This is a genomic window from Bordetella sp. 2513F2 (assembly GCF_054642735.1).
Genome location: NZ_CM137755.1, coordinates 2492489 through 2512465 on the forward strand (window position 1 = coordinate 2492489; position 19977 = coordinate 2512465).

The window sequence follows — 19977 nt, forward strand, 5'->3', positions numbered from 1 at the left end:
CCTGCGGCGGGCGCCGCGCGCCTGCGGGCCCGCGGCCCGCGCAGGAGCCGCTGGCCGCAAGGGATCAGGAGTAGCGTTCGCGCTGGCGGCGCTGCTCGGCCTCTACCGCATCCATGATGGCGTCGAGCAGCGTGACGGCGAGTTCCGTCGGCACGCCCGAATCCAGCGTCAGCGCCCGGATGCGCTCACGCCGCGCCTCGCGGCTGGCATGCGGGCCGTCGGCGGACAGGCCATGCTCGCGCTCGAGCTCGCCTATGCGGTCGGTGCAGCGGAAGCGCACTCCCAGGAGCAGCAATATCTGCTGGTCGATCTCGTCGACCTCGGCCTGCAATGCCGGAAGCTCGCTGCGGGTATCAGCCATGTTGCTCATCCTTCGATGATGTCGAGCTTGGCAATGCCCAGCGCCAGGGTCTTGGCCCCCACCTCGCGGAACTGGATCTGGGCCTGGGCGTCCTGGCCGGCCCCGCTCAGGCCGATGATGGTGCCTTCGCCGAAACGGGCATGGCGCACGCCCTGGCCGAGACGGAAATGCTGGGCGCCGACCGTGATGCCGCTGGACAGGCCGCGCGGCGCCCGCGGTGCGATGGCGCCGGTGGGCGCGCGGCCGAAGGCATCGCGCCGCCCGCTGCCCCAGCCGTCGGAAACGGCCTGGGCATAGGCGCCCGCCACCCGCGGGGTGAGCCATTTGAGGTGCGCCTCGGGGATCTCCTCGAGGAAGCGCGAACGCATGGCGTAGCGGGTCTGGCCATGCAGCATGCGGCTCTGCGCCATGCTGATGTAGAGGCGTTCGCGCGCCCGCGTGATGGCCACGTACATCAGGCGCCGCTCTTCCTCGAGGCCGCTCTGCTCCAGGATGCTGTTCTCGTGGGGAAACAGGCCTTCCTCCAGACCGGTGATGAACACGGCGTCGAACTCCAGGCCCTTGGCCGCGTGCACGGTCATCATCTGGACGGCGTCCTGGCCCACCTGGGCCTGGTTGTCGCCGGCCTCCAGCGCCGCATGGGACAGGAAGGCGGCCAGCGGCGTCAGGCCGTCGGCTGCGGGCTGTCCGTCGACCTCGGGCACCTTGCCGGCCGGCAGGCCGTCGTAGTTTTCCTCGGAGGCGAACACGGCAGCGGCCGTGATGAGTTCGTTGAGGTTCTCCAGGCGCTCGGCGCCTTCGCGCTCGCCCTTGTAGTGCTCAATCAGGCCGCTGCCCTCGAGCATGTGCTCGACCACCTCCGGCAACGGCAGGCCGCGGGTCTCGTCGGCCATGCGCGCGATCAGCTGGGCAAACTGTGCCAGGTTGGAACCGCCCTTGCCTCCCACCATGGCCACCGCGCCATGGAGGCTGGTGCCATGGACGCGCGCAGCGTCAGCCAGCTGCTCCAGCGTACGCGCGCCGATGCCGCGCGCGGGAAAGTTCACCACCCGCATCCAGGACGTGTCGTCGTCGGCGTTGGCCATGAGCCGCAGGTAGGCCAGCGCATGCTTGACCTCCTGGCGCTCGAAAAAGCGCAGGCCGCCGTAGACCTTGTAGGGAATGCCGGCGGAGAACAGCGCATGCTCGAGCACGCGCGATTGCGCGTTGCTGCGATAGAGCACTGCGATCTCGCGCCGCAGCCTGCCTTCCTGGACCAGCGCGCGGATCTCGTCCACCACCCACTGCGCCTCGAGGGCGTCGCTGGGCAGTTCGACGACGCGCACCGGTTCGCCCTCGCCCTGGTCGGTCCAGAGGTTCTTGCCGAGCCGGCCGGTGTTGTGGCCGATCAGGGCATTGGCCGCGTCCAGGATATGCCCGTAGGAGCGGTAGTTCTGTTCCAGGCGGATCACGCTGCCGCGCGCGTAGTCGCGCTCGAAGTCGGCCATGTTGCCGACATTGGCGCCGCGGAACGCGTAGATGGACTGGTCGTCGTCGCCCACCGCGAAAATGGCCGCGCCCCCCCCGGCCAGCAGCCTCAGCCACTTGTACTGCAGCGTGTTGGTGTCCTGGAACTCGTCGACCAGGATATGGCGGAAACGCCGCTGGTAGTGCTCGCGCACGGGAGCATTGCGCTGCAGCAGCTCGTAGGCGCGCAGCAGCAGCTCCGCGAAGTCGACCACGCCCTCGCGCTGGCACTGCGCTTCGTAGAGCTCGTAGATCTCGATCATGCGCCGGCGATAGCTGTCCCAGGCTTCGACGTCGGCCGGCCGCAGCCCTTCTTCCTTGGCGCCGTTGATGAAGCGCTGCACGTCGCGCGGGGGATACTTTTCGTCGTCGATGCCGTTGCCCTTGAGCAACCGCTTGATGGCGGCCAGCTGGTCGGCGATATCGAGGATCTGGAACGTCTGAGGCAGCCCGGCGTCACGGTGGTGAGCACGCAACATGCGATTGCACAGGCCGTGGAAAGTGCCGATCCAGAGGCCGCGCGTGTCGATCGGCAGCGTGGCCGTCATGCGCGCGAGCATCTCGCGGGCCGCCTTGTTGGTGAACGTGACCGCCAGCAGCGCAAAAGGACTGGCCTGGCCGGTTTGAATCAGCCAGGCCATGCGGGTGGTGAGCACCCGGGTCTTGCCGCTGCCCGCCCCGGCTAGAACCAGGGCGTGCTGGGGATCCAGGGTGACGGCGGCGCGTTGTTCCGGGTTGAGCTTCTCAAGCATCATGCCGCGTAGCGGCGCAGACGCAGGGCGAACTGCTCGAGCCCGGCAATGCCGCTTTGCTGGGCGCGCTGGCACCAGTTCTGCAGATCATGGAGCAATTGCTCGCTGCTGGCGCTGGAGCTTTCCCAGAGGCGGCCGAGCTCGCGGCGCATCTGCACCAGCGTGGACAGCGACTGGTTCTGGGCGATGACCTGGTCGACCTCGGCGCGCTGCTCCGGCTGCAGGACTTCTTCGTTGCGGTGCAGCCAGCGCCGCACGCGCCGCAGCGTGGCCCAGCGGCACTGGGCGCTGTTCTCGTCGCGCGAGGCCTTGAGCTTGGCCAGCTCTTCGCCGGCAGCCTGCTTGATGACGTCGGCGTACCGGGCCATGACTTCGTAGCGGTGCGTGATCACCCCCTGCAGGGTGCGCAGGTCGATGGCCTTGGCCGTGGGATCGAGCTTGAGCCTGGGCGCAACCTTCTTGACCTTGGCCAGCCCCAGGAAGCGCAGGACGCTGATATAGCACCAGCCGATGTCGAACTCGTACCACTTGGCCGAGAACTTGGCGGACGTGCCATGGGCATGGTGGTTGTTGTGCAGCTCTTCGCCACCGATGATGATGCCCCAGGGGAACACGTTGGTGCTGGTGTCGGGGCTGTTGTAGTTGCGGTAGCCCCAGTAGTGGCCGATGCCGTTGACCACGCCCGCGGCCCAGAACGGGATCCAGGCCATCTGCACGGCCCACACGGTGAGACCGATGGCGCCGAACAGGGCCAGGTCGATGCCCAGCATGATCAGGATGCCGGCGAGGCTGTGCTTGGAATAGATGTTGCGCTCGAGCCAGTCGTCGGGGGTGCCGTGGCCGAACTTGGCCATGGTCTCGCGATTGACGGACTCCTGGCGGTACAGCTCGGCGCCGCGGAACAGCACCTTCCAGATGCCGAACAGCATGGGCGAATGCGGATCACCCTCTTTTTCGCACTTGGCGTGATGCTTGCGGTGGATGGCGACCCATTCCTTGGTGACCATGCCGGTGGTGAGCCAGAGCCAGAACCGGAAGAAGTGCATCACCGCGGGATGGAGGTCGAGACCGCGGTGCGCCTGGCTGCGATGCAGAAAGACCGTGACGGACACGATGGTGATGTGCGTGACCACCAGGGTATACAGAACGATCTGCCACCAGGACGCCTGCGCCAGGCCGTGGGAAAGGAAACTGAGGACTTGATCCATAAAAGCTGTGTTGTAGCCTCGTGTGAAATATAGGAGTGCAGTTTAGCCTACATGCCTACCGATAGACAGCCCGGATGCAAAATAGTTCTTGAGCCAAATCAAGCACCTAGGATGAAATCCGCACAGTCTGCCGGCACCGCACCGCGTTTTAGCATGCCGCATGCCTGGAGAGCCGCTCTGCTACGATTTGCAACATCCGCCATCTTGCCCCGGCGCCCGGGTATCAACCTCATGTCCATATTGCTTCCCCGCTGGCCGGTCCGCCTGGCCTGCGTCCTGGCCGGCCTCCTCATGAACGCTGCCACGGCCGCCGCCCCCACGGACGTGGCCAGCGGCGACAGCGTGATCCTGGCCAGCTATTACGAGCTGGGGCCCGGATGCGTGGCGTTGCGGCCGCCGCGGCTGCGCATCACGCAGCCGCCCGAGCTGGGCCAGGCCATCGTGATGGGCAGCCACGCCGTGGTGCAGGCTTCGCCGGGCTGCGCCCCGATGCGCGTGCCGGTCGTCCAGGTGCTGTACCAGGCCGGGCGCCCCGGACTGGACATGGTGTCCTGGGAGGTGCGCTCGCAGCGGCGCGACAGGAAGCCGGCCGAAACCAGCGCCCAGGTGCGCGTCACGCCGCGTCGCTGACCGGGTCCGGCTCGCCGCCGTCGGCTTCCGCGGGCGTGCCGCCCTCGGCATGCGCGGCCGCTGCCTTGCGCCGCTCGAATACGGCGGCGAAGAAGCCGTCGGTGCCGTGCACGTCGGGCCGCAGTTGCATGTAGGGGCCCTGCAAAGAAAGCGACGGGCACCGCTGCCCCATGATCTCGGCCGCGTCCAGGCGTTCGAAATCCGGATGTTCGGCCAGGAAGCGCTCGGCCTGCGCGGCGTTCTCTTCGTCGAGCAGGCTGCAGGTGGCGTACACCAGCCGTCCGCCCGGAGCGACGCAACGCGATGCGCTGGCCAGGATGCGATGCTGCAGCGCGCACAGCTCGGCCAGGGATTCGGGGTGCTGGCGCCACTTCAGGTCGGGATTGCGACGCAGCGTACCGATGCCGCTGCAGGGCGCGTCCACGAGCACGCGCTGCGCCTTGCCGGCCAGGCGCTTGACGCGCGTATCGTTCTCGCCGTCGATCACCACGGGCACCACATTGGACAGGCCGCTGCGCGCAAAGCGCGGCTTGGCCCGCGCCAGCCGGGCCGCCGACACGTCGAAGGCATAGAGCCGTCCGGTGGATCGCATCAGGGCGCCCAGCAGCAGGGTCTTGCCGCCGGCGCCGGCGCAGAAGTCGATGATCATTTCGCCGCGGCGCGGCGCCACCAGCATGGCCAGCAACTGGCTGCCTTCGTCCTGCACTTCCAGGCTGCCGTCCTCGAACTGCGGCCAGCGATTGACGGGCGGATGCCCGGCCAGCCGTATGCCCCAGGGCGAATGCGGCGTGGGCGCAGGCTCGTAGCGCAGCGCCGGGCCGCTGCGCAGCGAAGCCAGCAGCGCGTCGCGGTCCTGCTTGAGCGGGTTGACCCGCAGGTCCAGTGGCGCCGGCCGGTTCAGCGCGTCGAGCAAGGCGTCGGCATCGGGCATGGCGCCCAGGCGCTCATCCAGCCAGTCGGGCATGCTGGTGCGCACGGCCCGCGGCAGCGTCCGGGGATCGATGCGCGACACGTGCTGCAGCCAGGTCGCCTCGTCGGCCTGCAGGCCTTCTTCGAGGGCCGGCTGGCCCAGCGTGGCGGCCAGGCCGAGGATGGCAAGGCGCCGCGAGGCGGGGCCGACACCGGACTCGGCCATGCGCCGATAGCGGCGCAGGTTGCGCAGCACGTCGTACACGGCGCCGGCGATCTCGGCCCGGTCGCGCCCGCCCAGCTTGGGATGGGCGCGCAGCCAGTGCGACAGGACGGCGTCGGCGGGATGGGTCCATTGCAGGAGCTCGCCGAGTACGCGCTGGACCTGCTCGATGCGCAGCGCGGCACGGGGCACGCGCGGGTGGTCGGGCAACGGGCCTGCAGACGGGCGCGCACGGCCGCGCTGCGGCGAGGAAGAACGGGCGCCGCGCGGACGCGGCGTCTGGGATGAACTCATGTCGGTTCCAGCATGAAAAGGCGCTGCGGGTTGCCCTGGACCAGCACTCGGTGGTCGCCGGCGAGGCTTACCCGCCCTTCGGCCAGCCAGCGTGCCGCGGCCGGGTAGATGCGATGCTCGATTTGCAGCACCCGGTGGGCCAGGGCGTCGGGCGTATCGGTGGCGTGCACGGGCACGCAGCCCTGCACGATGATCGGACCATGGTCGAGCATGGGGGTGACGAAGTGTACGGTACAGCCGTGGACCTGCACGCCATGGGCCAGGGCCTGGGCATGGGTATGCAGGCCCGGGAAGGCGGGCAGCAGCGAGGGGTGGATGTTCACCAGCCGGCCGGCGTAGCGCTGGACGAAGCCCGCAGTGAGCACCCGCATGAAGCCGGCCAGCAGGATGTAGTCGGGCGCATGGCGGTCGATTTCGGCGGCGAGCGCGGCGTCGAAAGCCTCGCGGCTGGGGTAGGCCTTGTGGTCCAGGCCGGCGGTGTGGATCCCCTGCTCGCGCGCCCATTGCAGGCCGGCGGCGTCGGGCCGGCTGGCGATCACCGCCGCCACATCTGCGGGCCAGCCTTCGCTGCGGCATGCCCGTATCAGCGCCTGCATGTTGCTGCCGCGCCCGGAAATGAGAATGACGAACCGGCACGGCGGCCGGGAAATGGGAGCCAAGATGAGGGATTCCATGAGCGAGCGAACCTGAAATTGTAAACTCTCGTCCGTGAAACCTACGCTGCGCATCCATCGCTATCTGCCCCCGCCCTCCCGGCGGTCGCCGTGCGCCCTGACGATCGGCAATTTCGACGGGGTGCACCGCGGGCACCAGGCCATCCTGGCGCGCGTGCACCGCGAAGCCCGGGCGCGCGGGCTGACGCCCGCGGTCATGACCTTCGAGCCCCATCCGCGCGAGTACTTCGCCGCGCTCTACCAGCGCCCCGAACTCGCGCCCACCCGCATTTCCGGACTGCGCGACAAACTCTGCGCCCTGGGCGAGGCCGGCATCGAGCAGGTGGTGGTGGAACGCTTCGACGCCCGCCTGGCCGAGATGTCGGCCAACGCATTCATCGAGGACCTGCTGGTCCATGGCCTGCAGACGCGCTGGCTGCTGGTGGGCGAGGATTTCCGCTTCGGCCGCAAGCGCAGCGGCGACATCGACCTGCTGCGCGAAGCCGGCCTGCACCATGGCTTCGAAGTGCACACGCTGTCGGACGTGGCCGACGCCCACGGCCACCGGATTTCCAGCTCCGAGGTCCGCACCGCCCTGGCGGTGGGCGACCTGGCCCGGGCCCGCGAACTGCTCGGCCATCCCTTCCATCTCAGCGGGCATGTCGTGCATGGCCAGAAGCTCGGCCGCGAACTGGGCTTCCCCACCATGAACCTGCGGGTGGCACCGCGCTGCGCGGCGCGCTCGGGCATCTACGTGGTGCGCGTGCTGGGGCTGGGCGGGCGTCCGTTGGCCGGCGTGGCCAGCCTCGGCGTACGGCCCACGGTGGAGGACAACGGCCGCGTGCTGCTCGAGGTGCACGTCCTGGACGAGACCGTGGACGCTTACGGTAAACTCGTGCGGATCGAATTCCTGCACCAGCTGCGGGACGAAGAGAAATTTCCCACCCTATCCTCCCTGACTGCCGCCATCGCCGAAGACGCGCGAAATGCGCGCGCCTATTTTGCCGTCCATGGACTATAAAAAAACCCTCAATCTGCCTGACACCTCCTTTCCCATGCGCGGCGACCTCGCCAGGCGGGAGCCGGCCTGGATTGCCGAATGGGAGGAAAAGCGCGTCTATCAGGCGATCCGCGCGGCCAGCAAGGGTCGACCCCGCTTCGTGCTGCACGACGGCCCCCCGTATGCCAACGGCGACATCCACATCGGCCACGCCGTCAACAAGATCCTGAAGGACATCATCGTCAAGAGCCGCAACATGGCCGGCTATGACGCCCAGTACGTGCCGGGCTGGGATTGCCACGGCATGCCCATCGAGATCCAGATCGAGAAGAAGCACGGCAAGCACCTTCCCGTGGCCGAGGTGCAGTCGCGCGCCCGCGCCTATGCGCTCGAGCAGATCGACCGCCAGCGCAAGGACTTCAAGCGCCTGGGCGTGCTGGGCGACTGGGAACGGCCCTACCTCACCATGAATTTCGGCAATGAGGCCGACGAGATCCGCGTGCTGGGCCGGATCCTCCAGAAGGGCTACGTCTTCCGCGGACTCAAGCCCGTCAACTGGTGCTTCGACTGTGGCTCGGCGCTGGCCGAAGCCGAGGTGGAATACGCCGACCGCGTCGATCCCGCCATCGACGTGGCATTTCCCTTCGCGGACCGCGACGGCCTGGCTGCCGCCTTCGGACTGAACTCGATCGAACCCGGCGCGGCCGTGATCTGGACCACCACCCCGTGGACCATTCCGTCGAACCAGGCGCTCAACGTCCATCCCGAATTCGACTACGCGCTGGTGCGCGTGAGCCCTGCCCCCGCGCATGGCCCGCTGCTGCTGCTGGCGGCGGAACGGGTCGAGCCCTGCCTCAAGGCCTGGGGGCTGGCAGGCGAGATCATCGCCACAGCCAAGGGCGCCGCGCTCAGCGGCCTGCGCATGCGCCATCCGCTGGCCACCGCAGACGCCGGCTATGACCGCACCGCGCCGGTCTACCTGGGCGACTACGTCACGCTGGACGCCGGCACGGGCATCGTGCATTCGGCGCCGGCCTACGGCATCGAGGACTTCGTCTCCTGCAAGGAGCACGGCCTCAAGGACGAGGACATCATCAATCCCGTGATGGGCGACGGCAAGTACGCCGGCACGCTGCCGCTGTTCGGCGGGCTGACCATCTGGGAAGCCAATCCCCGGATCGTCGAGGCCCTGCAATCGGCCGGCACGCTGATGCACGTGGAGAAGCTGTCGCACAGCTACATGCACTGCTGGCGCCACAAGACCCCGGTGATCTATCGCGCCACCAGCCAGTGGTTCGCGGGCATGGACGTCAAGCCGCTGGACGGCGCCAGGACCCTGCGGGAAACCGCGCTGGAGGCCATCGACGCCACGGCCTTCTATCCCGCCTGGGGACGCGCGCGCCTGCACGCCATGATCGCCAACCGCCCCGACTGGACCCTCTCGCGCCAGCGCCAATGGGGCGTGCCCATGGCGTTCTTCGTGCACAAGGAAACCGGCGCGCTGCATCCGCGCACGCCCGAGTTGCTGGAGCAGGTGGCGCAACGCGTCGAGCAGCATGGCATCGAGGCCTGGCAGACGCTGGACCCGCGCGAACTGCTGGGCGACGAGGCCGACCAGTACGAAAAGAACCGCGACACGCTGGACGTGTGGTTCGATTCGGGCAGTACCCATGCCACCGTGCTGGGCGGCCAGGACGGCGACCTCGGCGGCTCGCACGGCGCCGAGCTGGCCTGGCCCGCCGACCTGTACCTGGAAGGCTCCGACCAGCACCGCGGATGGTTCCACTCTTCGTTGCTCACCGGCTGCATGCTCTACGGCCGCGCCCCCTACAAGGCCCTGCTGACCCACGGCTTCGTGGTCGACGGCCAGGGACGCAAGATGAGCAAGTCCGTGGGCAACGTCATCGCCCCGCAGAAGGTGTCCGACTCGCTGGGCGCGGAAATCCTGCGCCTGTGGGTGGCTTCCACCGACTATTCCGGCGAGCTGTCGATCTCCGACGAGATCCTGAAGCGCGTGGTGGAAGGCTACCGCCGCATCCGCAACACGCTGCGCTTCCTGCTGGCCAACCTGGCCGATTTCGATGCGGCCTCCCAGGCCGTGCCGCACGCCGAACTGCTGGAAATCGACCGCTACGCGCTGGCCATGACGGCGCAGATGCAGGACGACGTCCTGGCGCACTACGAGCGCTACGATTTCCATCCCGCCGTGGCGCGCCTGCAGACCTTCTGCTCGGAAGATCTCGGCGCGTTCTATCTCGACATCCTGAAAGACCGCCTGTACACCACGGCGGCCGACAGCCGCGCGCGGCGCTCGGCCCAGACGGCGCTGCTGGAAATCACGCAGACCCTGCTGAAGCTGATGGCCCCGATCCTGTCCTTCACGGCGGAAGAGGCCTGGCAGGTGCTTGCCGCTTCTGCCCTCAGGCACCAGGCCGACGTGGCGCGCGTCACCATCTTCACCGAGCTCTATCACGTGCTGCCCCAGGATGCCGAAGCCGGGGCCCTGGCCGAGAAATGGACGCGCCTGCGCGCCATCCGCGCCGAGGTCATGCGCAAGCTCGAGGAAGTCCGCACCGCCGGCGGGATCGGCTCGTCGCTGCAGGCCGAGGTCGACATCGGCGCCAGCGCCCAGGATCGCGCTTGGCTGGCCAGCCTGGGCGCCGACCTGCGATTCGTGCTGATCGTCTCGCGCGCCACCGTGCACGAGACCGACGGCACGCTCGAGGTGCGCATCACGCCCTCCACCCACAAGAAATGCGAGCGCTGCTGGCACTGGCGCGAAGACGTGGGCGCGGACCCGGCGCATCCGGAGATCTGCGGCCGCTGCGTGGCCAACCTGTTCGGCGCGGGCGAACCGCGCGACAAGGCCTGACCATGGCCGGCACCTCCGCAGGCGGCCAGACCGCGGGCCGCGGCGGCGCCCTTGCCCGCTGGCTCGGGCTGGCCGCGCTGATCATCCTGCTCGACCAGGCCACCAAGCTGTACTTCGACGCCGCGTTCGCCTATGGCGAACGACTCAACGTGCTGCCCGTCTTCGACCTGACGCTGATGTACAACCGCGGCGCCGCCTTCAGCTTTCTTGCTTCCGAGCAGGGCTGGCAACGCTGGCTGTTCACGGCCTTCGGGATCGTGGCCTCGGCCGTGATCGTCTGGCTGCTGCGCCGCCATGCCGCGCAACGCCGCTTTTGCCTGGCCCTCACCCTCATCATGGGCGGCGCGCTGGGCAATGTGATCGACCGCCTGGCGTACGGCCACGTGATCGACTTCCTGCTCTTCTACTGGCGCGACTGGTATTACCCGGCCTTCAACATCGCCGACGTGGCCATCACCTGCGGCGCCGTGCTGCTGGTGGCCGACGAGTTCCTGCGCGGACGCCGGCGCGCCGATGCCGCGGGCAGGCAGCCCTGAACCCCGACGCCGTGGCGGTTGCGTTTTGCCCGATAATGGCCCGATAGACCCCTACCCGGCACATCCATGCTAGACCTCGCCCGCAAACGCATCGTCCTCGGCCTGACCGGCGGCATCGCCTGCTACAAGATCGCCGAGCTGGTGCGGCGCATGACAGAACAGGGAGCCACGGTCGACGTCGTCATGACCGAGGCCGCCACGCATTTCATCACGCCGGTGACCATGCAGGCCCTGTCGGGCCGGCCGGTATTCGTCGACGCCTGGGACTCGCGCGTGGGCAACAACATGGCCCACATCGATCTCACCCGCGGCGCCGATGCCGTGCTGGTGGCGCCGGCCAGCGCCGACTTCATGGCCAAGCTGGCGCACGGCCTGGCCGACGACCTGCTGTCCACCCTGTGCCTGGCGCGCGCCTGCCCGCTGCTCGTGGCCCCGGCGATGAATCGCGAGATGTGGGGCAACCCGGCGACCCAGCGCAACGTGGCGCAGCTGCGCAGCGACGGCATCGCCGTGCTGGGTCCTGCCGAAGGCGAGCAGGCTTGCGGCGAGACGGGTTCCGGCCGCATGCTCGAAGCGCACGAACTGCTGGCAGACCTGATCGCCTTCTTCCAGCCCAAGCTGCTGGCGGGCCGCCATGTGCTGCTGACTGCCGGGCCGACCTCCGAGCCGATCGATCCGGTGCGTGTGCTGAGCAACCGCTCTTCCGGCAAGACCGGCTATGCGCTGGCGCGCGCTGCGCACGAGGCAGGCGCCAGGGTCACCCTGGTCACCGGCCCCACGGCCCTGCCGGCGCCGCGCGGCGTCGCAGTCCTGCCCGTCATGACGGCGCAGCAGATGCACGGGGCGGTGATGGCCCATGCCGGCGACGCGGACGTGTTCATCGCGGTGGCGGCGGTGGCCGACTGGCGCGTGAAGAACACGAGCGGCCACAAGCTGAAGAAGACGGCCGACGGCGCCGGCGCGCCGGTGCTGGAGTTCGAACTCAATCCCGACATCCTGGCCGAGGTGGCCCGCCTGCCCGACGGCCCCTGGTGCGTGGGCTTCGCCGCCGAAACCGAGAAGCTGGCGGAGCATGCCGAAGCCAAGCGCGTGCGCAAGGGGATCCCGCTGCTGGTGGGCAACCTGGCGCAGCACGTCATGGACGCCGACACCACTGAACTCGTGCTGTTCGACGCCCAGGGCAGCCACTCCCTGCCGCCCGCGCCCAAGCTCGAGGCCGCGCGCCGCCTGGTGGCCGAAATCGCGGCACGGTTGCCGCGCAAGGCCCCCTGAGGCAGCAGGCAGCCGGCGGCCTCAGCCCGCCACGGCAGCAACCCCGCCCGGCGTGGCTCCCCGGGTCAGGCGCGCCAGCAGCGCCACCACCGCCAGGGTGATCAGCACCCTGCCCCCCAGCACCACCCAGCCATTGGCCCCCAGCGTCATCAGCAGCAGGGTGTCCTCGATCAGCGAATGCGACAGCGACAGCCATGCCAGGGCCAGGAAGCGCGTGCGCGCGGGGTACTGCTGGCGCTCGGCCTCCTCGATGATGAGCGCGCCCCCATAGGTGAGGCCCAGCAGCACGCCCACCGTGGTCACGGGCGTGACCCGCGGATCCAGGCCGGAGAGGCGCAGCAGCGGCGCCATGGCCGCCGTGATGACGCGCATGATGCCCGTGCGGTCGAGCACGTCGAGCAGGATCAGCAGGCCCACCAGGATGGCGTAGGTCAGCCCCAGCGAGTAGGCCGTGCCGGCCATCCATTGCCACACGCCCTCCCAGCCCGCGGCCTCTGCCGCAGCCTGGGGCAGCCACGCAAAGTCGACCGGTTGCTGCAGCCAGCCGCCCAGGCGGCACGCCCAGGCCACCAGCGCGCCATAGCCCACCGCGGCGGCCAGCCGCAAGGCCGCGGTGGCCCAGAAGCTCGCGCCGGCACGGCGCACGATGGCCTGTTCGATCGGCAGCGCATGGGCGAACAGCATCATGGCGCCCAGGGCGCTGAACTGGGCCACGGTCAGGTCCAGCACGGGGGCAAAGCCGATCAATGCGGCGATCGCGCCATAGAGCCCGACGAACACGCAGGCGATCCAGATCATGCCTGCCTCGGGCGGCAGGTCCAGCAGGGCCATGGCCGGCCCGACGGCCTGGCCGATCGCGTCGATCCAGCCCAGCCATTGCCCCACCTGCACCAGCAGCATCACGGGCAGCATCACCTTGAGCAGTTGCACGAACAGATGCGCGCTGCGGCGCCACAGTTTCAGGAGATACGGCATGGGTACGGCGTGACAGGCAGAAGTGGGCAGAGGCGCCAGCATAGCCAAGCCCGGGCGCAATGAGCGTGCAATCTTGTTGTGTTGGTTCGACGAATCTTGCTAAAAATACTGGTTGCTGAACAATTTTCCGTTGCCATGGATCTGGACGCCCTCGACCACCGCATACTCGGCGTACTACAGCGCGACGCCGACCTCTCGAACCAGGCCCTGGCAGACCGGGTCGGGCTGTCGCCGTCGGCCTGCCTGCGGCGCGTGGCGCGGCTCAAGCAGGCGGGCGTTATCCGCCATATCGTGGCCGTGCTGGATCCGGCGCACCTGGCACGGGCGCTCACCGCCATCGTCACCGTGGAATTCGCGCATCACAGTTCCGCGCAGCGGCAGAATTTCACGCGGCGGGTCCGGGCGGAGCCCGCGGTGACGCAGTGCTACCTCGTGACCGGCCAGGTGTCATGCATCCTGGTGGCGCAGGTGCGAGACATGGAAGCCTACCTGGCGCTGGCGGACCGCCTGTTCGACCGCGATCCCAATGTGCAGGCGTTCTACACCCACATCGTGATGCAGACGCTCAAGCACGAACTGGCCCCGCAGCCCTGAGCGCTGCACCGTGGCCGCGAGCCGCCGCGGCATCAGCGCAGCGCCTGGGGTGCCCACTCGGCCAGCGGCAGGGGCCGGCCGGAATCGACGATGCGGGCCAGCAGCAGGCGCAATTGTTCTGCGCCGCCGCGGTCGCTGGGCCAGCGATACGGCACGACCGGCTGCCAGCCCCCATCGGCGCCGCGTTCGGCCATCACGAAGCGGAAGGTGTAGTAGCCGGCCATGCCCATGCGCAGGTCGGTCACCACCAGGGCATTGCCGATGGCGTCGTAGCGCAGCCAGCCGTCGGTGAACCAGCGCAGCCGGGCGTGCAACGGCACGTCGGCCAGTTCGCGCGCCATGCCGGGGTGTCCATCCAGGCGCAGGGACTCGGGCGGCCCCCGGTCGAACCATCCGCTCACCGCCTCGTAGTAGTACCCGTCGCGGGTTTCCGCAATCACGCGCCACAGCAGCGTATTGAACGGCATGGGCGTGGCGAGCACCCGCGCCACGTCCACCCCCTGGGCGCGCAGCGCCTGCTGCACCCGGGCCTCGGCATGCCAGCGACCGGCCAGCCCGAACCCGAGGTATGCCGCGCCGAACAGCAGCGTGGCGACCATGGCGCGGCGCGGACCGCGCGTCGGCCCCGCGATGGCCGCCACGATCACGGCCAGGACCATGGGCACGGTATAGACGGGATCGATGATGAAGACCGCGGACCAGCTCTCCGGCGTCCAGGCCAGCGGCCAGAAGAGCTGCGTCCCGTATACCGTGAAAGCGTCCAGTATCGGATGCGTGACCAGCACCAGCAGCAGCGTCAGGACCAGCCGGCCGGCACTGTAGGGCGCATCGGGCCAGCGCCTGCGTATCAGCCAGGCCAGCAGCAGAGCCAGGCCGGTAAGCACGAAGACCGAATGCGAGAAGCCGCGATGGTAGGTCATGGTGGACACCGGATCGGGATAGCCCACCAGCACGTCGAGATCAGGGAGCGTGGCGAGCAAGGCGCCATAGAGCATGGCCTTGCGGCCCTGGAATCGGCCCAGCATGGCACCTTGAATGCCTGCGCCGAGCACGGCTTGAGTCACCGAATCCATGGAGGGGGATTGTTACCTGAGATGTGGGAACCGGGGAAAGCGGACCACACGCCGGGCCGCCTCGAGCAGGCGTTAAGATACAGGATAGTCTCGTCTCTGTTCTGCTCATGGATTCCTACATCGACCAAGCCGGCACCTTCATCCAGACGCACCAGGAATGGGCGGGCCTGGTCACGTTCCTGCTGACGCTGGGCGAATCGCTGATCGTGGTGGGACTGTTCATCCCCGCAACCGCCCTGCTGCTGCTCACCGGCGGACTCATCGGCGCCGGCACGCTGTCGCCATGGCCCATCCTGGCCTGGGGCGTGGCGGGCGCCGTGCTGGGCGACGCATTGTCGTATGGCCTGGGCCGCTGGTGCGGGCCGGGCGTATTGCATCGCTGGCCCCTGAACCGGCAGCGCGCTGCGGTGGCGCGGGCGCGCCTGTTCTTCTCCCGCTACGGTTTCGCCGCAGTGCTCATGGGCCGCTTCCTGGGGCCCCTGCGCTCCACCGTGCCCACCGTGGCGGGCGTGATGCGCATGCATCATGGCCGCTTCCAGCTGGCCAACACGCTGTCTGCGGTGCTGTGGCTGCCCTTGATGCTGGCCCCCGGCTTCCTCACGGCCCGCGGCCTGGGCGCCGCGCACGACATGCAGAACGTCGGGCTGATGGTCGGCACGGCCGCCTCGGTGCTCCTGGGCGTGTGGCTGCTCGTCATGCTGGTCCGCAAGCGCCGCTCCACCCCCGTCGCGTCCCGCCATTCCCGCTGAGGTACTGCCATGCCCATCCACGGAGAGCCCCGCAACGGAGACTTCGCCAGCTATGTCGAGGCGCTGAGCCAGCAGGGCCGCACCGCGCCCGGGCAGGTGGCGCGCCCCACGCGCGATGCCGCCGCGCAGGTCCTGTCGCCCTCGAACTGGGGCAGGAGCCGCGGCGAAAAAACCGCCGACAACGCCGGGCAGGCGCCCACCGACCCCTGGCAAGGCAGCTTCTCCGAAGCCGATGCCCCGCCCCTGCCCCTCGCTGCACGCAACTCCCAGCGCCGCATCGCGGCCGGCCTGACGATTGCCGCGCTGGTGGCGGCATGGTTCGCGCTGACCCAGCTGATGCAGGCGTTGCGCCAGCCCGTGGAACCCGAAGCCTTCATCCCCGTGGCGTTCCTGGGCGTGTGCGCCTTCATGCTGTACAACGGCGGCCGTCGCCTGCGGGCGCGCGTGCGCCGGGCGCCCGCGCCGCGCTACGGCAAGCTGCAGGTCGGCAAGAAGGACGCCGCGCAGCAGCAAACCTGATCCCGGCGGCGCTCCGCGCAGCCTTCCTCTCCCTGTCTCCGAACCCCATGATTTCCGTCGATCTGAAGATCCTGGACGCGCGCATGCGCGACCAACTCCCGTCCTACGCCACCGCCGGCTCGGCCGGGCTGGACCTGCGCGCCTGCCTGGACGAGCCCCTGACGCTGGCGCCCGGGGCCACCACGCTGGTCCCCACGGGCCTGGCCATCCACCTGGCCGACCCGGGTTATGCCGCGCTGATCCTGCCGCGCTCGGGCCTGGGCCATAAACACGGCATCGTGCTGGGCAACCTGGTCGGGCTGATCGACTCCGACTACCAGGGCCAGCTGATGGTGTCCACCTGGAACCGCGGCGCCGAGCCCTACACGCTGCAACCCATGGAACGCCTGGCGCAACTGGTGATCGTGCCGGTGGCGCAGGCGGCTTTCCGCGTGGTGGACGACTTCGCCGCCTCGAGCCGGGGCGAAGGCGGATTCGGCAGCACGGGCAGCCACTGAGCGCAGCGGCGGCGGCCACGCCGCCGCCCGGCCCTCAGCAGCGCCCTCAGCGCTGGCCGAAGCGGGTTTCGCCGAACAGGGCCTTCTGGTCGCGGGGTTGCGAGCGCCAATACTGCGGCGGCGCCGCCACCTGGCCGCCCAGCCGGGCGGCGGCATGCCAGGGCCAGCGCGGGTCATACAGCACGCCGCGCGCCAGGGCGATCAGGTCAGCCTGGCCATCGGCCAGGATGCGCTCTGCCTGCTCGGCCTCGGTGATGAGGCCGACGGCCATCGTGGGCAGCCCGGTCTCGCGCTTGACGCGCTCGGCCATCGGCACCTGGTAGCCAGGCCCCAGCGGGATCTGCTGCATGGGGGACACGCCTCCGCTCGATACATGGACGAAATCGCAGCCTTCGGTCTTGAGCGCCTGCGCGAAGGCCACCGTCTGGCCGAGGTCCCAGCCGCCGTCGACCCAGTCGGTGGCGGAGACGCGCACGCCCACAGCCAAGTCGGGCACCGCATTGCGCACGGCCCGGAACACCTCGACAGGAAAGCGCATGCGGTTCTCCAGCGAACCGCCGTAGTCGTCCAGGCGCTGGTTGGACAGCGGCGACAGGAACTGGTGCAGCAGGTAGCCGTGCGCGGCATGCAGTTCGATGGCTTCGAAGCCCAGCCGCTGCGCGCGCAGCGCGGCGTCGACGAAAGCCTGGCGCACGCGCGCCAGGCCTGCCCCATCGAGTGCGCGCGGCGGCGTCTCGCCATCTTTGTGGGGAATCGCCGAGGGCGCATCGCACAGCCAGCCGCCGTCGGCCGCGTCGATCAGGCCGCCGCCCTCCCAGGGCGCACGGCTGGAGGCCTTGCGGCCGGCATGGCCGAGCTGGATGCCCAGCCGCAGGGTGGAAGGCGCATAGCGCCGGATGGCCTGCACCACGCGCCGCAACGCGGCCTCGTTATCGTCGGACCAGAGCCCGAGGTCTCCCGGCGTGATGCGCCCGCCGGGCTCCACCGCCGTGGCCTCGACGATGAGCAGGCCCGCCCCCGAGAGCGCCAGGTGGCCGAGATGGATCATGTGCCAGTCGGTGGCACAGCCCGATTCGGCCGAATACTGGCACATGGGGGCGATCACGATGCGATTGTGCAGGGACAGGGGCCCGAGGGTGACGGGCGTGAAAAGCAGACTCATGCGACGGACTCCGTCTACGACGACCAAAACCGCAAGCATATCGCCAGAGCCGCCCCTGCGGGCCCAACCCTCTCAAATTGGCGGAGATATCGCGTGCGGACCGGCCTACGCCGCCTCGATCACGCTCTGCAGGAACTGCTGCGTGCGCGGCTCGCGCGGCGCGCTGAACAGCGTGGCGGATTCGGCGTCTTCCACGATATTGCCCTGGTCGAAGAACAGCGTGCGGTCGGACGAGCGCTCGGCGAACTTCATCTGGTGGGTGACGATGATCATGGTCATGGTGCGGCGGGCCGCCAGATCGCGCAGGATCTCGAGGATGCCGCCGACGAGTTCGGGATCCAGCGCCGACGTGACTTCGTCGAACAGCATGATCTCCGGGCGCATGGCCAGCGCCCGGGCTATCCCGACACGCTGCTTCTGCCCGCCCGACAGCTGTGCCGGATACGCGTCGAGCTTGTCGCCCAGGCCCACCATCTCCAGGTACTCGCGGCCGCGTTCCAATGCCGCCTCGCGCGACAGCCCCTCGACATGGATGGGCGCCTCGATGACGTTGCCCAGCGCGGTCTTGTGGGGGAAAAGATTGAAATGCTGGAACACCATCCCGATCTTGCCGCGTATGCGCCTGACGTGCGCCGAATTCGGGCCCATCTCGCGGCCCTGGGCATCGTGCCACATGGGCTCGCCGTCGATGTGGATCTCGCCGCTGGTGGGCCGGTCCAGCGTCATGAGCAGACGCAGCAGCGTGGACTTGCCCGAACCGGAGGGGCCGATCACGGAAACGGTCTGCCCGGCGGGGATCTCCAGGTTGATCCCGCGCAGCACGTCCACGTCCCCATAGCGCTTGCAGAGATTGGTAAGGCGGATGCTTGCGCTCATCGTTTTCCTCCATAGCGTTTCAGGCGGTCCTCCAGCCTGCGCACCAGCCAGGCCGCCGCCAGGCTGAGCACCAGGAACAGCGCCCCCACCAGCGTCAGGGGCTCGGTGTAGCGGAAGGTGGTGGAACCGATCATCTTGCTCTGCTGCAGCAGTTCGACCACCGTGATGGCCGACAGCAGCGGCGTGTCCTTGAACATGGCGACCAGGTAGTTGCCCAGCGCGGGCACCACGGGCGGGATGGCCTGGGGCAGCACCACGCCCAGGGCCGTGCGCCAGCGCGACAGGTTCAGCGCCGTGGCCGCTTCCACCTGGCCGCGCGGCACCGCCTCGATACCGGCGCGGTACACCTCGGCGCAGTACGCGGCATAGTGCACGCCCAACGCCAGTATGCCGGTGGTCAGCGGCGACATGCTCAGGCCCGTGGAGGGCAGAACATAGAACAGGAAATACATCTGCACCAGCAGCGGCGTGCTGCGGACGAACTCGATGAAGACCGCCGCGGGTGCCGACACGATGGCCAGCGGCGCGCGCCGCATCATCGCCAGGGCCAGCCCCAGCGTCACGGCCACCAGCATGCCGATCAGCGTGGCCTGCACGGTGATGACCAGGGCCGAACCCAGCGTGGGCAGGATCTCCCATGCGAACTGCCAGTCGAAAATGGGCTTCATCGGACGCGAAACCTCCGTTCCAGCATGCGGATGCCCGCGGTGATCAGCAGCGCCACGACGAAGTACAGCAGCAGCACCGCCAGGAAGATCTCGGTGGTGCGCAGGGTTTCGCTGCGCAGCAGCTGTCCCCGGAAGGTCAGGTCCGTGATGGTGATCAGGGACACCAGCGCGGTGTTCTTCAGCAGTTCGATCAGCAGGTTGCCGGCCGGCGGCAGCATGGCCGGAAAGGCCTGCGGTAGCACGATGCGACGCATGACCTGGCCGGCGGTCATGTTGAGCGCCACCGCAGCCTCGCGCTGCCCGCCCGGCACCGCCAGGATCGCGCCGCGCACCACTTCCGCGCCATAGGCGCCGGCATTGGCGGCCAGCACCACGATGGCCACCAGCAGCGCCGGCAGCCGCAGCCCGAACATGGGCAGCACGTAATAGAACCAGAAGAGCTGCACCAGGGCCGAGGTCCCGCGGAATATCTCCACGTATACGGTGGCCACCGCGCGCACCGGGGCGTGGCGCGACAGGCGCGCCAGCCCCGCTGCCAGGGCGAGCGGCACGGCCAGCGCCGCGGCGCCCGCCGTGATCTGCAGCGTGACGCCCAGGCCTTCCAGGAGCGCCGGGAACAAACCGAGCATGTCCTGCATGTCGCCGCCT

20 protein-coding genes are annotated in these 19977 nt (G+C 69.0%); 9 read left to right on the forward strand and 11 right to left on the reverse strand.

What is annotated here, in order from left to right:
* Positions 1-64: 64 nt before the first annotated feature.
* The 3 genes from ACYBYQ_RS11815 to ACYBYQ_RS11825 are packed head-to-tail and all read right to left on the reverse strand — an operon-like array spanning position 65 to position 3827.
* The gene (locus ACYBYQ_RS11815; RefSeq protein ID WP_459614387.1) at positions 65-361 is read right to left on the reverse strand and encodes a chorismate mutase; all 297 of its coding nucleotides are present in this window, start codon (positions 359-361) and stop codon (positions 65-67) included.
* A gap of 5 nt (positions 362-366) precedes the next feature.
* Positions 367-2622 (reverse strand): UvrD-helicase domain-containing protein, encoded by a 2256-nt coding sequence (locus ACYBYQ_RS11820; RefSeq protein WP_459614388.1) that lies wholly within the window; start codon positions 2620-2622, stop codon positions 367-369.
* Positions 2619-3827 (reverse strand): DesA family fatty acid desaturase, encoded by a 1209-nt coding sequence (locus ACYBYQ_RS11825; protein WP_459614389.1) that lies wholly within the window; start codon positions 3825-3827, stop codon positions 2619-2621. Before ACYBYQ_RS11825 ends, ACYBYQ_RS11820 begins: the two co-directional genes overlap by 4 nt.
* A gap of 231 nt (positions 3828-4058) precedes the next feature.
* Between ACYBYQ_RS11825 and ACYBYQ_RS11830 the strand changes: the two genes are divergently transcribed.
* Positions 4059-4457 carry a hypothetical protein gene (locus ACYBYQ_RS11830; protein WP_459614390.1) on the forward strand — a complete coding sequence of 133 codons (399 nt, stop codon included), beginning with the start codon at positions 4059-4061 and terminating at the stop codon, positions 4455-4457.
* Here the strand turns inward: ACYBYQ_RS11830 and ACYBYQ_RS11835 are convergent.
* Positions 4441-5883 (reverse strand): RsmB/NOP family class I SAM-dependent RNA methyltransferase, encoded by a 1443-nt coding sequence (locus tag ACYBYQ_RS11835; RefSeq protein ID WP_459614391.1) that lies wholly within the window; start codon positions 5881-5883, stop codon positions 4441-4443. The genes ACYBYQ_RS11830 and ACYBYQ_RS11835 overlap by 17 nt on opposite strands.
* Positions 5880-6557, reverse strand: a complete 678-nt coding sequence (gene purN / locus ACYBYQ_RS11840; protein WP_459614392.1) for a phosphoribosylglycinamide formyltransferase — start codon at positions 6555-6557, stop codon at positions 5880-5882. The genes ACYBYQ_RS11835 and purN overlap by 4 nt, the downstream gene beginning before the upstream one ends.
* A 34-nt stretch (positions 6558-6591) precedes the next feature.
* Between purN and ACYBYQ_RS11845 the strand changes: the two genes are divergently transcribed.
* The 4 genes from ACYBYQ_RS11845 to coaBC all read left to right on the forward strand — a co-directional run bounded on the left by ACYBYQ_RS11845 (position 6592) and on the right by coaBC (position 12216).
* Positions 6592-7557: a bifunctional riboflavin kinase/FAD synthetase gene (locus tag ACYBYQ_RS11845; RefSeq protein WP_459614393.1), complete on the forward strand. Its 966-nt coding sequence runs from the start codon at positions 6592-6594 to the stop codon at positions 7555-7557.
* Complete coding sequence (gene ileS / locus ACYBYQ_RS11850; RefSeq protein ID WP_459614394.1) at positions 7547-10408, forward strand: isoleucine--tRNA ligase; 2862 nt, start codon at positions 7547-7549, stop codon at positions 10406-10408. The genes ACYBYQ_RS11845 and ileS overlap by 11 nt, the downstream gene beginning before the upstream one ends.
* 2 nt (positions 10409-10410) lie before the next feature.
* Positions 10411-10944 carry a signal peptidase II gene (gene lspA, locus ACYBYQ_RS11855; RefSeq protein WP_459614395.1) on the forward strand — a complete coding sequence of 178 codons (534 nt, stop codon included), beginning with the start codon at positions 10411-10413 and terminating at the stop codon, positions 10942-10944.
* Between the two features lie 66 nt (positions 10945-11010).
* Positions 11011-12216, forward strand: a complete 1206-nt coding sequence (coaBC, locus tag ACYBYQ_RS11860) for a bifunctional phosphopantothenoylcysteine decarboxylase/phosphopantothenate--cysteine ligase CoaBC (protein ID WP_459614396.1) — start codon at positions 11011-11013, stop codon at positions 12214-12216.
* 21 nt (positions 12217-12237) lie between these two features.
* On the opposite strand, the gene ACYBYQ_RS11865 is transcribed toward coaBC, so the two are convergent.
* Positions 12238-13191 (reverse strand): nucleoside recognition domain-containing protein, encoded by a 954-nt coding sequence (locus ACYBYQ_RS11865; RefSeq protein WP_459614397.1) that lies wholly within the window; start codon positions 13189-13191, stop codon positions 12238-12240.
* A gap of 135 nt (positions 13192-13326) precedes the next feature.
* Here ACYBYQ_RS11865 and ACYBYQ_RS11870 point away from each other — a divergent pair, with 135 nt between their 5' ends.
* Positions 13327-13785, forward strand: a complete 459-nt coding sequence (locus ACYBYQ_RS11870) for an Lrp/AsnC family transcriptional regulator (RefSeq protein WP_459614398.1) — start codon at positions 13327-13329, stop codon at positions 13783-13785.
* Positions 13786-13817: 32 nt separating this feature from the next.
* Here ACYBYQ_RS11870 and ACYBYQ_RS11875 read toward each other — a convergent pair whose 3' ends face one another.
* Entirely contained in the window at positions 13818-14858 is a 1041-nt protein-coding gene (locus ACYBYQ_RS11875) for a metal-dependent hydrolase (protein WP_459614399.1), read from the reverse strand.
* Between the two features lie 107 nt (positions 14859-14965).
* Here ACYBYQ_RS11875 and ACYBYQ_RS11880 point away from each other — a divergent pair, with 107 nt between their 5' ends.
* From ACYBYQ_RS11880 to dut, 3 genes are read left to right on the forward strand one after another with little or no spacing between them, the layout of a single operon-like run.
* Positions 14966-15607, forward strand: a complete 642-nt coding sequence (locus ACYBYQ_RS11880; protein ID WP_459614400.1) for a DedA family protein — start codon at positions 14966-14968, stop codon at positions 15605-15607.
* 9 nt (positions 15608-15616) lie between these two features.
* Positions 15617-16126, forward strand: a complete 510-nt coding sequence (locus tag ACYBYQ_RS11885; RefSeq protein ID WP_459614401.1) for a hypothetical protein — start codon at positions 15617-15619, stop codon at positions 16124-16126.
* A gap of 50 nt (positions 16127-16176) precedes the next feature.
* On the forward strand, positions 16177-16623 hold the full coding sequence (gene dut / locus ACYBYQ_RS11890) for a dUTP diphosphatase (protein WP_459618765.1): 447 nt from the start codon (positions 16177-16179) through the stop codon (positions 16621-16623).
* A gap of 46 nt (positions 16624-16669) precedes the next feature.
* Here dut and ACYBYQ_RS11895 read toward each other — a convergent pair whose 3' ends face one another.
* From ACYBYQ_RS11895 to ehuC, 4 genes are all read right to left on the reverse strand, one after another.
* Positions 16670-17785: an NADH:flavin oxidoreductase/NADH oxidase gene (locus ACYBYQ_RS11895; RefSeq protein ID WP_459614402.1), complete on the reverse strand. Its 1116-nt coding sequence runs from the start codon at positions 17783-17785 to the stop codon at positions 16670-16672.
* Between the two features lie 105 nt (positions 17786-17890).
* A complete protein-coding gene (ehuA, locus tag ACYBYQ_RS11900; RefSeq protein ID WP_459614403.1) occupies positions 17891-18661 on the reverse strand; it encodes an ectoine/hydroxyectoine ABC transporter ATP-binding protein EhuA in 771 nt (256 codons plus the stop codon).
* A complete protein-coding gene (ehuD, locus tag ACYBYQ_RS11905) occupies positions 18658-19329 on the reverse strand; it encodes an ectoine/hydroxyectoine ABC transporter permease subunit EhuD (RefSeq protein ID WP_459614404.1) in 672 nt (223 codons plus the stop codon). Before ehuD ends, ehuA begins: the two co-directional genes overlap by 4 nt.
* Entirely contained in the window at positions 19326-19967 is a 642-nt protein-coding gene (ehuC, locus tag ACYBYQ_RS11910; RefSeq protein WP_459614405.1) for an ectoine/hydroxyectoine ABC transporter permease subunit EhuC, read from the reverse strand. The genes ehuD and ehuC overlap by 4 nt, the downstream gene beginning before the upstream one ends.
* Between the last annotated feature and the right edge of the window lie 10 nt (positions 19968-19977).